The following is a 13938-nucleotide window of genomic DNA, read 5'->3' as shown; positions in this document are numbered from 1 at the left end:
ATGAAGTTCCTAAAGATCATTGGCCTGGTTTTATTGGTTGTGTTTGTCGGAATACAATTTATTCCCGCAAACCGAAATACGAGTGATTATATACCACAATCAGATTTCACTGAGGTTTTTGAAGTGCCGGAAAACATTAATACAATCCTGCAAACCTCCTGTTATGACTGCCATAGCAATAACACCAATTATCCCTGGTACAATAAGATCCAACCATTTACCTGGTATTTGAACGACCATATTGAAAAAGGTAAGGAAGAATTGAATTTTAGTGAGTTCGGAGAATATTCTTCCCGGCGGCAAAGCAGCAAATTGCGCTCCATAAGCAGCCAGGTGGAAGATGGGGAAATGCCACTTTCTTCCTATACCCTGGTGCATTGGGATGCGAAACTTTCGGCTAAAGAAAAGGAAGTATTCATTGCCTGGATGGATTCTTTGGCCATGGAAGTAAGGTAAAAATTAAAATTGCTTGCCCTGCGCCTGGAAATTGTTTGTTTAATTGGTTAGTTAGTATTCCAGGTGCAGGGTTTTTATAAAAGTTTCAGGAAGAAATAAAAAATAATAGTGGTCAAAAGGAAAACTGCATTAAAATTAAGAAAAGCCCATCGCTATCTGGGGCTATTCATTGGGATCCAATTTATTATGTGGACAGTAAGCGGGATGTATTTTAGTTGGACAGATATTGATGAGATCCACGGCGACCACTTCAGGAAACATCATGTGGAACAGGCAGTCTTCAGTAGTTTAATAGCCCCCGCAAAACTGCCCGGGGGTGTAAAATCCCTTCAGCTTAAGGATATAGCGGGAAAACCTTTTTATTTGGTAAACGATGAAATATTAATAGACGCTGAAACCGGGGAGGAAAAACACGGAATAACTGAAGGGGAAGCTCTTGCAATCGCTGGAAAATACATGCGGGAAGATCTTATGATTTCGGGAATTGAAATGATTGAAGAAACGGGAGATCATCACGAATACCGTGGCGGGCGGTTGCCTGCCTACGTGATTTCTTACGAAACCGCTGAAAACATAAAAGCATATGTTTCAGTTTCAGATGGATCCTTTCAAACCTTAAGGCACCGGGATTGGCGCTGGTTTGATTTCTTGTGGATGACGCATACCATGGATTATGAGGGCAGGGATGATTTTAACAACCTTGTGCTGCGTATCTTTTCCCTGTTGGGATTTATAACGGTGCTGAGTGGCTTTGTACTCTGGTATATCTCCTCTCCTTCGGTTAGAAAAATACTCAAAAAATTCTAAAATGGGAGTACCTAAAATGAAAAACTTGTGTCGCAAAAAAACAGCCCTAACAGCTATACTGGTTTCAGTAATATCGCTGTCTTGTGGTACTTCCGAAAAAAAATCAGAAGCTGGGAAAATTATACAGAAAAGTATAGAGGCCTCCGGTGGGGAAAATTATGAAAATGCTGAAATCGAATTCACATTTAGGCACAGGATATATAAGAGCACACGCAATAGCGATATGTTCCGGCTGGAGCGTACTGTAAATGATTCCACCGGCAAGACTACACATGATATTCTTAGCAATGAGGGCTTGAGGCGTTTTGTAAACAACAAAGCTGTCACTGTTCCAGATTCGATGGTTACCAGGATAAGTGATGGGGTAAATTCTGTCCACTATTTTGTGCAGTTACCCTTCGTACTCAATTCCCCGGCCGCGATAAAAAAACTGTCAGGAGAGGATGAAGTAGAAAGCGAACCCTATTATGAAGTTGAAGTAAGCTTTCGAAAAGAAGGCGGCGGGACAGATCATCATGATAAATTTGTCTACTGGATCCACAAAGAAAATTTCACTGTTGATTATCTGGCGTATCAATTTTTCACGAACAATGGCGGGTTAAGATTTAGGAAAGCGGTGAATCCAAGGATCATAGAAGGAATCCGGTTTGTAGATTACCAAAACTATGAAACCAATATGCTTTCAACCCCCTTGCGGCATTTGGATTCCCTGTATGAAGCAGGGGAACTGGAGTTTTTCTCAAATATCAACACTGAAAATATCAACGTAAAATTAAACAAGAATAACTAACATTTAAACACAATTGCCATGAAAACTACAAAGTACATTTTTTACATACTGTTTGCATTGTTTACCGTAAAAGGAATGCAAGCCCAACATGGAGACCATCAACAGGAAAAAAGTAACACCAACCAAAAAGTTTTAAGTCCTCACACCACTGCTATGGCCATGATTAATGGGGCACATATCCATATAGATTATTCTTCACCGAGGGTACGTGACAGGATTATATTTGGGGGATTGGTTGGCTATAATACGGTTTGGCAGGCCGGGGCACATAAAGCGACCTGGATAGAAACCGACAAAGAATTGGTAATTGGTGATGAAACATTACCCGCCGGAAAATATGGTCTTTTTGTAATCCCCGGAAAAGAAAATTGGACAGTAATGTTCAATTCCCGATGGGACCAGCACGGCAAGGATGAATATGATGAAAGCGAGAACATTCTTGCCATAGAAATTTCTCCGGAAAAACTTGAAGAACACCAGGAAGCCTTGCTTTATGAGGTAAAAGAAGAAGGAGGGGACAAAGGAATTATTTCATTGGCCTGGGAAAAAACAAAGATCAAAGTCCCATTCCAGGTTGCCGAATAATAAATTTGAATAAACTAAAAACAGTGAAAAAGTGCTGTAGTCGGCACACCTAAAATTAAATCAAAATGAAAAAATCAGTAAAAGTTGTGGCAGGAATAGTCCTAATTGCATTTTCAATGATTTCATGTAATTCTTCCACAGAAAAAGAAAAAAATGAGGGCCAAGAAATGATCTTTAATGAAAATAAACAGATCCACTACCAAATAGGCGACCATCTGCCAAATGAATTGGTATGTATGGTAAACAACGCCTATATGGGCGAACCACAACTTGCTGTGCCCGTAGAGGGGAAAACCTATTATGGCTGTTGCCAAATGTGCGTAGGGAAGTTAAATAACGAGGAGTCGGCAAGGATGGCAGAAGATCCATTTTCCGGAAAACCTGTGGATAAAGCTACTGCTTACATAGTTTTAGCAGGTCAAGAGGGAAAGGTGGATTATTTTGAATCGGAAGAGAATTATAAAAAATCAAAAAAGGCTGAATGAGCCTTTAATGAAAGTGCCCCTAATTTAGAGTGGCGGAATATCTTGAGTATAGAACATAAAGTTTCTGCGGCTAAGCAAAGTTTACAGTCAAACCCGCCAAACCACGCAAAATGGAATGATACAGGATAAGATATATTCTTGATTTTTAAAAGGGGCCAGGAATACCAATTTTGGCTAAGCCACCAATGGCGGCCATAGAAAATTTTAGGCTGCCCTGAAATAAATTGGGCCAGGTTTTAACTGATTAAGAGGTTAAAACCGGGATGAAGCTTTTGTTTTTACAATGTCAACTTTTCACGTTAATAGCATTCCTGTAAAGTATGGGATGGTATTAAGTTTAATAGTAATTGAAATTATTAATATGGAAGAAAACATACTGTATATAAAAAATGTGGTTTGTCAACGGTGCAAAAGAAGCGTAAGGGAAATTCTTGAAGAATTAAAAATTACGTATCAAGAAGTGTCCCTGGGGCAAGCAGTACTGGTACAGCCCTTGACTGTTGCAGAAATGTCTGCCATTCAGAAAGAATTCTTGCGGGTAGGGTTCGAGATACTTTTCGATAAAAATGAGCAGCTTGTCAACAAGATAAAATCAATAATTACAGCACGTATTTATAAAGAGGATGACTATGGCAGCGGAAAATTGTCAAAGGTTTTAAGTGAATGTCTCTATTACGACTACAGTCATCTCACCCGGGTTTTTACAGCAATAGAAGGTAAGACTATACAGGAATTTCAGAACCAAGTCAAAATTCAACGTATAAAAGAATTACTTGAATATAATGAGATGAACATCTCGGAAGTTGCCAGTGAAACAGGGTACAGCAGCGCTACCTATTTATCTACTCAGTTCAAAAAAGCAACCGGTATGAGTCCTTCGGACTATAGGCTTCAAAAAGCTCAAAGAGAAGTAGACCTGAACATGTTATGAATTCTACCGAAGTAATTTAAAATCCAAGAAATAGGATAAAATACCATATTAATCTTTTCAAGCCCGCAAAGGAGAAAACACGCTTCTGAAACTTTTAATTTAGCAATAGTTCTTAATCTTTTATTTTCATATTTATGAAAATAATAGTTGATTTTTTAATATTTGAGAGCTATTATTAAAAGAACATCTATTTAATTAACGGGCAACTACTTTTTATGATGAACAACAAAAAACAGGGGCCTTATTTGAAATAATTAAAATTCGCCAAAACTGATAAAGATCATATTTTCCACCTTGTATTTTTGATAGTTTTGTTTCCAAGGAGCAGTTGTCTCGAATTTTATTATTTAGCAATGAAACTACTTTCTATTCTTCTTTCGCTACTTGTACTGTTTTCAACATCGCCAGTTACCATGGATGCGCATTACTGCAGTGGTAAAATGATAGACTTCGCATTTAATAAAAAAGCCAGGAGCTGTAGTAGCGACTTAGCAGTGGAAAGCGAATATTTTGCCGAGGATACCTGCTGTTCCAATAAAACTATCCAAAAAACGGGTCAGAAAGATTTAAAAGTTTCTTCGCCTTCCTTCCAATTAGAATCCTTTTTTTGCACTGTTCCTCCCGCTATCAGGATGAACTCTTCACTTCCAGAAAAAGAAGAACTTTCCTCTTATTATTACAAGCCTCCTTTGATAAAAAAAGATTACCAGGTACTGTTTGAAGTGTTTTTAATTTAAAACTTCTGTACACCACGTAACGAACCAATAGCTCCTAATTCATAGGAATTTCGGTTCCTTTTTTTTCAAATTTAATACTATTAATTTATTAATCATTTACAATGAAAACTTCAATTTTAAATCTAAGCGCAATTCTCTTTGTTCTCTTAGCTTCCCAGATGCAGGCCCAGCAACGGGATTTGGACAATTTTAGGGCACCAGATAAAAGAGGTATAAACACCTTCGAAGCACCCAAAGATACCATAAGTACTTTTGATGGAGTGGAAGTGAGAATAGGTGGTGCCTCTACAATACAATTTCAGGCCCTGGAACATGAAAATTCAGGTACTGTTCCTCTGTCAACAATAGGAAGCAATTTCAACTTGCCAACAGCCAATCTGGACCTTGATGTTCAGTTATATGACGGGGTGCGTATGCATCTTAGAACCTATTTGTCTTCACGTCACCATAATGAACCTTACGTCAAAAGTGGATACATTTTGATCGATAAATTGGATTTTATAAGCCCCGGGTTCATGGAAGGTCTAATGAATAATGTAACTGTCAAAATTGGACATATGGAAAACAACTATGGTGATGCTCACTTCCGGCGAACAGATAATGCCCAGGCTATATATAATCCTTTCGTGGGGAATTACATTATGGATTCATTTACAACAGAAGTTGGTGCAGAAGTTTACTATAGGAACAACGGATTTATTGGAATGGTAGGTGCGACTAATGGCAAATTAAATCAAAGCGTTACAAATCCAGATGCAACAGGTCCTTCCTTTCTGGCGAAAGCAGGTTACGATGGATTACTGAGTAATAACATTAGATTCAGATTAACCGGCTCGGTTTACCATACCAATAAAAATGCTAATGTATCCTTGTATGGGGGTGATCGTGCAGGGTCGAGATATTATGAAGTAATGGAGTTACCAGATGTTCATGGATTCACTTCCGGTAGGTACAATCCACGATTTGGGAACGAGATGACTGCCTTTATGATCAACCCTTTTATTAAAATGGGAGGACTGGAATTTTTCGGAACTTTTGAAAGGGCTTCCGGTAAACGTACAACCGAAGCACAGGAAAGGATCTTTACACAACTTGCCGGAGATCTTATTTATAGATTTGGGGCTGATGAAAACTATTACGTGGCCGGAAGATACAATACTGTGGACGGTGAGGAGTCCGGGAATGATATTGATATCGCAAGATACCAGTTGTCAGCAGGTTGGTTTATGACCAAAAATATACTTGCTAAAGTGGAGTATGTTAATCAGGAATATAACGGATTTGTACCGGGTACAAGGTTTGATGGAGGAAAATTCAATGGTCTGGTGCTTGAAGCTGTAATAAGTTTTTAAGGTCGGAATATTCTTAATTTATTAAAAGTGGAGGGCGTTAGTAAGCTCTCCACTTTACTCTTCTTTTCAATAAAACTGTGAGGTGTTTGAAAATAACATACCCGGAAGTTTAAAGTTTGTCTATTGTTATTATTTTTTTAATCGTCTGGTCAGAATTTTACCCTTATCCACCTAAGTCTCACGCTACTGAAAAAACTGAGAAAAAGAGGGGAATATGATTTTAATCATATTATTACAGTGATAAACCTGCTACTTTTGGGAAATAAGATATACTTAAAACTTTTTTTACATGTAATCCAGCAGAAAATCTAACAATTCAAGAGTAAAAGAAAAAATACTGTGAAATCCATCCTGTACAAAATATCATCTTCTCTTCTGGCATCCTTGGTGTTCTTATCTACTATGTCTTTTACTGTGAATAAGCATTTTTGTGGAGATTTTCTTGTGGATCAGGCCATTTTTTCTCAAGCTGAAACCTGCGGAATGGAACACGATTCGGGAATATCTGATGAAAAAGGATGTTCCGAGGATTCAGTAGCTATTGATGGCCAGAAAGATCTAAAGATATCTTTTTATGATCTCAATTTTGATCAGCAAGTATTTCTTGCAAGTTTCACCTATTCCTTAACCGGTCTTTTTGAGGAACAGCCGGCGCATAATGTTCCTTTTGCCAATTATATTCCACCTTTACTGGTCTATGACATACAGGTGCTCGACCAGACCTTCCTTATTTGATTACAGGTTAATTTCCGCATGACCACATTGTTCATAACAAATGTGGCCGATTCTATTGCCTTTTTTGGCCGATATTAACTGTAATCAAAATTTATGCTTAACCGAACAATTAAATTCTTTTTAGAAAATAAGTTAGTGACCGCTTTACTGACGGTTGCGTTTATAGCCTGGGGGGTGGCTACAGCACCATTTAATTGGGAACTTGACTGGATGCCAAGAGATCCCGTTCCCGTAGATGCTATACCCGATATTGGTGAAAACCAGCAAATAGTTTATACCGAATGGATGGGGAAATCGCCCCAGGATATTGAAGATCAGATCACCTATCCACTCACCACTACACTTTTAGGAGTCCCCGGAGTAAAAACCATTCGCAGTAGTTCACTATTTGGTCTTTCCAGTATATATATAATTTTTGAAGAGGATATAGAATTCTACTGGAGCCGATCCAGGATCTTAGAGAAATTAAATTCTCTTCCTGCCGGTACGCTGCCTGCAGATGTACAACCTGCTCTAGGCCCTGATGCCACAGCCCTGGGACAGGTTTACTGGTACACCCTGGAAGGCCGGAACCCTAAAACCGGGGAACCAACCGGAGGTTGGGATCCACAGGAATTACGAACCATCCAGGACTTTTACGTCAAATACTCCCTATCTGCTGCCGAAGGCGTATCCGAGGTAGCTTCCATTGGTGGATACGTCAAGGAGTACCAGGTTGAGATTGATCCTACCGCTATGAAAAGCTATGGGGTAAATGTAAAACAGATCATGGAGGCGGTACGGGAAAGCAACCTCGATGTTGGCGCCCGTACCATCGAGTTTAACCGTGCAGAATACCTGGTGCGGGGTCTGGGATACATTAAAAGCCTGGAAGACCTGGAAGAAGCAGTGGTCGCCGTCAACGAGAACACCCCCATTCGTCTCAAAGATGTTGCAAGAATTCAAATGGGCCCGGCCACCAGGCGAGGTGGTTTGGATAAAGGAGGTGCAGAAGCGACAGGAGCTGTGGTTGTGGCGAGGTACGGTTCAAATCCCCTGGCTGTTATCAATAATGTAAAAGAGGAAATAAAGAATATAGCCCCGGGGTTACCAAGCAAAACCTTAGCCGATGGAACAGTATCAAAAGTTACAATTGTTCCCTTTTACGATCGTTCAGGGCTAATATATGAGACTTTGGGAACACTGGAAGAGGCTCTTATTCTGGAGATCCTCATAAGTATTATAGTCGTTATAGTTCTTGTTCTGAATTTAAGGGCAGCCATTATGATCTCAAGTCTGCTGCCTATTGGGGTACTTATGACATTTATTGTCATGCAGTATGCAGGAGTAGATGCCAATATTGTGGCACTTTCCGGGATTGCCATTGCCATTGGAGTCATGCTTGACGTTGGGGTGATTTTCACAGAGAACATACTTCGACATCTTGAGCTACCTGAAAATAAAGGTCGCCCCAAGATAGCAGTCATTTATGAAGGAACCATAGAAATTGCATCAGCAGTATTAACTGCCCTGGCTACAACGGTCATTAGTTTTATTCCCGTTTTTGCTATGACAGGACAGGAAGGAAAGTTATTTGGACCACTTGCTTTCACCAAAACTTTTGCACTTATATCTGCAATGTTCGTCGGCCTCGTTGTTATTCCAGCACTGGCACACGGGCTCTTTTCTATGAACTTTGGAAAAAAAAGGACCCGGAGGATCTGGAATTTTGCCCTTATTGCTTTAGGAGTTTTCCTATTGTTTAAAGTTGCCTGGGTAGGAATCATGTTTATAGCCCTGGGAGTTAACAATCTTCTGGAGCCGCGATGGCCCGAAGAAAAGCGTAAATATCCAACCTATATAAACATTGGAATTGTATTAGTTGGGGTACTGTATTTCTTAAACAGAGAGTGGTTACCACTTGGTGCAGATCAATCGGAATTTACCAACCTCATTTTTGTAGGAGGGATCATAGTCATAGTGCTGGGAATATTAATGGCGATGGTAAAATATTACCAACCTATCCTTAGGTGGGCTTTGGAAAATAAATGGAAATTTCTGTCGCTACCAATTATGATAATTCTCTTCGGGCTTTTTTCATGGCAGGGTTTTGATAAGATCTTTAGTCCTATTGCCACAGGCTTTGATAAACTTGGATATAACGTAAGGCAAACTGAGGTTTGGCTGGGAATAAGTGAGACCTTCCCGGGTGCGGGTGAAGAATTTATGCCCCCATTAGAAGAGGGATCTTTCTTGTTGATGCCCACAACTATGCCTCATTCGGGGGTGGAGGAAAATGTTGAAACCATTAGGACTCTGGACAGAAGACTAACTGCAATTCCCGAGGTGGACATGACAGTGGGCAAATGGGGTCGGGCTTCTACAGCACTTGATCCTGCTCCAATTTCAATGTTCGAGAATGTAATAAATTATAAATCGGAATATGTACTGGATCAGAATGGGCGTCGTAAACGATTTGAAGTGAACGATGAGGATCAATACGTTTTAAAGAACGGGGAAGTTTTTGATCCTGAAACCATGCAAAGAGAGGATTTGGATGTTTCTCAACTGATAGGTGATCCCGGGGGTGAATACTTCCGACAGTGGCGTGACCATATTAAATCACCTGACGATATTTGGGATGAGATAGTAGGAACCACCAGCTTGCCGGGAGTGACTTCTGCACCCAAACTGCAACCTATTGCAACTAGGTTAATCATGCTATCTACCGGAATGAGGGCCCCCATGGGGATGAAAATTTTTGGTCCAGATCTCGAGACTATTGAAGAAGTTGGGTTGCAAATGGAGAATATTCTTCGGGAGGTACCTGGAGTAAAAGCCCCATCTGTTTTTGCCGACAGAGTTGTGGGAAAACCATACATGGAGCTGGAAATCGACAGGCGCGCCATTGCGCGATACGGGCTTTCAATTGGTGATGTTCAGCGAATCATAAGTGCTGCTGTTGGTGGGATGTCAATGACTACCACAGTGGAAGGTCGTGAGAGGTATGGCGTTAGACTTAGGTATGCAAGGGAATTCAGGGATAACCCAGAAGAGGTTAAAGAAATACTCGTGCCTACTCCCAAAGGAGTACAAATCCCCTTAGGAGATTTAGTAGAAGTACAATATGTACAGGGCCCTCAGGTCATAAAGAGTGAGGATACCTTCCTGCTCTCTTATGTGATTTTTGATAAAGAAGCTGATGTTGCAGAGGTAGATGTAGTAGAAAATGCACAAGCTCTTATCAATGAGAAAATTGAATCAGGAGAATTTGTAGTACCTCCAGGAGTGAGCTACAAGTTTGCAGGGAACTACGAAAATCAATTAAGGGCTGCGAAGACTTTGTCTATTGTTATTCCTATTAGCTTGTTGGCTATTTTTCTGCTGCTTTACTTCCAGTTTGGCAATGTTCAAACAACATTAATGGCCTTTTCAGGCGTATTTGTGGCATTATCTGGGGGGTTTATCCTCCTCTGGTTATATAACCAAACGTGGTTCCTAGATTTCAATCTTCTTGGGGAGAATATGCGGGAAGTCTTTCAAATTGGGCCTATAAATCTGAGTGTTGCTGTCTGGGTAGGTTTTATTGCCCTTTTTGGGGTGGCAACAGACGACGGTGTACTTATGGGAACCTATCTAAAGCAGGTGTTTGCTGAAGAAAAAACGACGGACAAAAATTCCATTCGAAGAGCTGTTGTAATGGCAGGAAGCAAAAGGGTTAGACCCGCTGTAATGACCACTGCAACTACTCTCATCGCTTTATTGCCAATTCTAACATCCACAGGGAAGGGGTCTGATATTATGATACCCATGGCCATTCCTACATTTGGAGGAATGCTCTTCCAGACTATAACAATGTTCGTTGTTCCTGTACTATACAGTATGTGGCAGGAGAAAAAATGGTCCAATCCTAAATTACAGGAGCAACAACTAAATGAATTAGACAAGTAATGAAAAAGAATATCATAAATATAAGTGCTTTCATCATGTTTTTTCTCGGTTTGTGGACGACTAACTCCCATGCCCAGGAAGAAGGAATACAAAGCAGGTATTTAGAAAAGTATCTGGTGCTGGCTGCTGAAAACAATCCGCAGATAAGATCCCTTTACAAAGAATACCTTGCTGCGCTTGAGAAAGTAGTCCAGGAAGGAACGTTGCCAGATCCACAGATAAGTTTTGGTTATTTCATTCAACCAGTAGAAACCCGTGTTGGAGCTCAACAGGCTACAGCTTCCTTTAGCCAAATGTTCCCCTGGTTTGGGACCCTTGATGCCCAGGAGCGGGTCGCGGCTGAAAGAGCGCAGGCACGGCTACAGCTTTTTGAAGATGCTAAACTCGAACTTTTTAGGGATGTGAAAATTACCTATACAGAGTTGTATTACCTTGAAATGGCGATACAAGTAACAGAAGAGAACCTGACGCTGCTTAGTTCCTTTAAGAGCATCGCAGAGGTGCAGTTCGAAAGCGGGAAAACGGGCTTTTCTTCTGTTCTACAAGTTGAACTGGAAGAGGAAGAGTTGGAAAGCAGGCTAGCATATTTAAAGGACAGCAGGATTCCCCTGCTTACAGAGTTCGAGGAGTTACTAAATGAAGAACTACAAGAGCCTCTCGAGTTCCCTGAAAGTCTTTGGGAGGAACAGCTTCTAAATGAAAAGAGTATACTTCTGGAAATGATCTTAGCTGAGAACCCCCGCCTGGAACAACTCGAACATCAGGCGAGGAGTTTCGAAGAGCAGCTCACTGTAGCCAAAAAAATGGGTTTACCATCTTTTACTCTTGGGGGGACCTATACCAATATTGCTTCAAGAACAGATTTAGATCCGGCTATGGCACTGCCAGACAATGGTCAGGATGCATTTATTTTTCCACAAATAGGAATACGGGTGCCGCTTTACAGAAAAAGGTATAAAGCCATGCGCCAGGAAGCTATTCTGCAGCAAGAGGCAGTCCAGTTGAAAAAGGAAAACCTGGAGAATGAATTGGAGACAAAGCTTGAGCAGTTGTATCGCGATTACGTGGACGCAGTGCGAAACGTTGAACTCTACAGTCGGTTGACAACAATTGCCAAACAATCACTGGAGCTTTACCAGACAGAACTATCTACAGGTAGAAACAATGTTTTGGAAATAATTCGAATGGAACGCCAACTTTTAAACTACGGTTTGGAACTGGCAAGGGCCAAAACAGAACGAAATAACAATGTGTACAGAATAAACTACTTAATAGGAGAAGGTTATGAATAAAATAAATAAAAAAATGATATACGTTGGGCTGGGCTTTTTAGCAGCAGGCCTACTCTTGGGGTGGCTTTTTTTTGGTGGAACATCAGAAAGTTCAGCCACCACCGAAAATCAGCTGGAGGAAGCACACGCCCATGAGGAAGGAGAATCAGAAATCTGGACTTGCGCAATGCATCCACAGATTAGACAGGAGGAACCGGGAAATTGTCCTATATGCGGCATGGAATTGATACCCGTAAAAGCGTCTGCAGCTGTCAATGACTCTGAGATACAAATGAGTGAAGCCGCAGCCAGGATTGCAGATATTCAAACCGTGACTGTAAAGGCAGGGTCACCTACTAAAGAGATATATCTTACAGGGAGGGTGACCGCAGATGAGCGCAATGTTTCGGCTGTGACTGCACGTTTTCCGGGACGTATTGAGAAGTTATTTGTGAACTTCACAGGACAAGAAGTAAGAAGAGGAGAAAGGTTAGCCTCTATCTATTCCCCGGAGTTGGTACAGGCGCAAAAGGAACTCCTGGAGGCTGTACGGTTTAAAGAGACTAATCCTTCTTTTTTAGAAGCTGCGGTAAGGAAATTAAAACAGTGGGATTTAACAGATACCCAAATCCAGAATATCCAGGAGAATGGAAAGGTGCAATATAATTTTGACATTTATTCTACACAGTCTGGAACCGTTACCAGCAGAAATATAAGTGAAGGGGATTACGTCGGTGAAGGTCAGCCCCTATTTGACATCGCCAACCTGAACAAGGTTTGGGTTCTTTATGATGCCTATGAAAGGGATCTGGCCTGGATTAAAAAGGGAGATAATGTCAGTTTCTCTGTTCCCTCGATGCCCGGTCAAAGATTTACAAGTACCGTCACCTTTATTGATCCGGTGATTAACCCCCAAACGAGGGTGGCTTTGGTGCGAACTGAAGTAGATAATCCTAAAGGAAAACTCAAACCGGATATGTTTGCTCAAGGAGTAATTAACAGTGAGTTGGATAATTTAGAAAACGCACTCGTTATACCAAAATCTTCCATCCTGTGGACCGGTAAAAGAGCCATTGTCTACTTAAAGAGGCCAGAGTTTGAAGAGCCCACCTTCGAGTTTAGGGAAGTAGTTCTAGGCCCCGAGGCAGGGGACTTGTATGTGGTCACTGAAGGCTTGGAAGCAGGTGATGAAGTTGTGGCCAATGGCGTATTTAAGGTAGATGCTGCAGCACAATTGCAAGGGAAGCGCAGTATGATGAGCCCCGAAGGCGGTCCTGCAATGACCGGTCATAATCATGGCGGAACGGAAATGGAAGAAGGTGATGACATGCCGGAGCAAACGAAAACTTCAGAGTTTGTCCAGGGAAATGTAATGGACATGAGTAATGATGTTCCAAAAGCTTTCAAAAAACAATTTAATGAAGTGATTGATGCCTATCTGGAACTTAAAGAAGGACTGGTTAGAGGAAATCTTGATGAAACACAAGAATCAAGTACTCAGCTGTTATCTGCTCTCGATAAACTTGATGGAAAAGTTTTATCTGGTCATGCTAAAGATTTCTGGGAAGAAAAGAAGAATTTTTTGTTCAAGCATACCAAGCTATGTAAGCAGGCCAATACAATAGAAGGGAAACGCGAAAACTTCATTTTCCTTTCACAGCCACTAATAAAGATCGTAGAGGCTTTTGGAGCTAACCAGAAGTTGTATGTGAATTTTTGCCCTATGGCCAATAATAACAAAGGTGCTTACTGGCTAAGTAACAGCGAAGAAATCAGGAATCCATTTTTTGGCGAAGCTATGCTTACTTGCGGCGAAGTGAAATCCGTAATAAATTAAGAATTAAGTAATAAATGAAAAT

12 protein-coding genes are annotated in these 13938 nt (G+C 40.8%); all 12 read left to right on the top strand.

The genetic code is table 11. The features are described from left to right. The 12 genes from FK178_RS05305 to FK178_RS05250 all read left to right on the top strand — a co-directional run bounded on the left by FK178_RS05305 (nucleotide 1) and on the right by FK178_RS05250 (nucleotide 13916). A complete protein-coding gene (locus tag FK178_RS05305; RefSeq protein WP_146831745.1) occupies nucleotides 1-456 on the top strand; it encodes a heme-binding domain-containing protein in 456 nt (151 codons plus the stop codon). Nucleotides 457-564: 108 nt separating this feature from the next. Further along, a complete protein-coding gene (locus FK178_RS05300) occupies nucleotides 565-1263 on the top strand; it encodes a PepSY domain-containing protein (protein ID WP_146831742.1) in 699 nt (232 codons plus the stop codon). A 16-nt stretch (nucleotides 1264-1279) separates the two neighbouring features. After that, entirely contained in the window at nucleotides 1280-2053 is a 774-nt protein-coding gene (locus FK178_RS05295; protein ID WP_146831739.1) for a DUF6503 family protein, read from the top strand. An 18-nt stretch (nucleotides 2054-2071) separates the two neighbouring features. Next, a complete protein-coding gene (locus FK178_RS05290) occupies nucleotides 2072-2638 on the top strand; it encodes a DUF2911 domain-containing protein (protein WP_146831736.1) in 567 nt (188 codons plus the stop codon). A gap of 65 nt (nucleotides 2639-2703) precedes the next feature. Further along, a complete protein-coding gene (locus tag FK178_RS05285) occupies nucleotides 2704-3123 on the top strand; it encodes a hypothetical protein (protein ID WP_146831733.1) in 420 nt (139 codons plus the stop codon). A 283-nt stretch (nucleotides 3124-3406) separates the two neighbouring features. Further along, nucleotides 3407-4054 (top strand): helix-turn-helix domain-containing protein, encoded by a 648-nt coding sequence (locus FK178_RS05280; protein ID WP_240793898.1) that lies wholly within the window; start codon nucleotides 3407-3409, stop codon nucleotides 4052-4054. Between the two features lie 353 nt (nucleotides 4055-4407). Further along, on the top strand, nucleotides 4408-4791 hold the full coding sequence (locus tag FK178_RS05275; protein WP_146831731.1) for an HYC_CC_PP family protein: 384 nt from the start codon (nucleotides 4408-4410) through the stop codon (nucleotides 4789-4791). Between the two features lie 101 nt (nucleotides 4792-4892). Further along, nucleotides 4893-6143 carry a hypothetical protein gene (locus FK178_RS05270; RefSeq protein WP_146831729.1) on the top strand — a complete coding sequence of 417 codons (1251 nt, stop codon included), beginning with the start codon at nucleotides 4893-4895 and terminating at the stop codon, nucleotides 6141-6143. Between the two features lie 339 nt (nucleotides 6144-6482). Continuing rightward, nucleotides 6483-6878, top strand: coding sequence for an HYC_CC_PP family protein (locus FK178_RS05265; protein WP_146831726.1), 396 nt, complete (start codon nucleotides 6483-6485; stop codon nucleotides 6876-6878). Between the two features lie 93 nt (nucleotides 6879-6971). Beyond that, nucleotides 6972-10808, top strand: a complete 3837-nt coding sequence (locus tag FK178_RS05260) for an efflux RND transporter permease subunit (protein ID WP_146831723.1) — start codon at nucleotides 6972-6974, stop codon at nucleotides 10806-10808. Further along, nucleotides 10808-12100 carry a TolC family protein gene (locus tag FK178_RS05255; protein WP_146831720.1) on the top strand — a complete coding sequence of 431 codons (1293 nt, stop codon included), beginning with the start codon at nucleotides 10808-10810 and terminating at the stop codon, nucleotides 12098-12100. Before FK178_RS05260 ends, FK178_RS05255 begins: the two co-directional genes overlap by 1 nt. A gap of 13 nt (nucleotides 12101-12113) precedes the next feature. Further along, entirely contained in the window at nucleotides 12114-13916 is a 1803-nt protein-coding gene (locus tag FK178_RS05250) for an efflux RND transporter periplasmic adaptor subunit (protein WP_240793897.1), read from the top strand. Nucleotides 13917-13938 lie beyond the last annotated feature (22 nt).

It is taken from the genome of Antarcticibacterium arcticum, assembly GCF_007993795.1.
GTDB lineage: Bacteria > Bacteroidota > Bacteroidia > Flavobacteriales > Flavobacteriaceae > Gillisia > Gillisia arctica.
The sequence above is the reverse complement of the archived record's forward strand: the minus strand, read 5'-3'. Positions and strand labels throughout refer to the sequence as shown.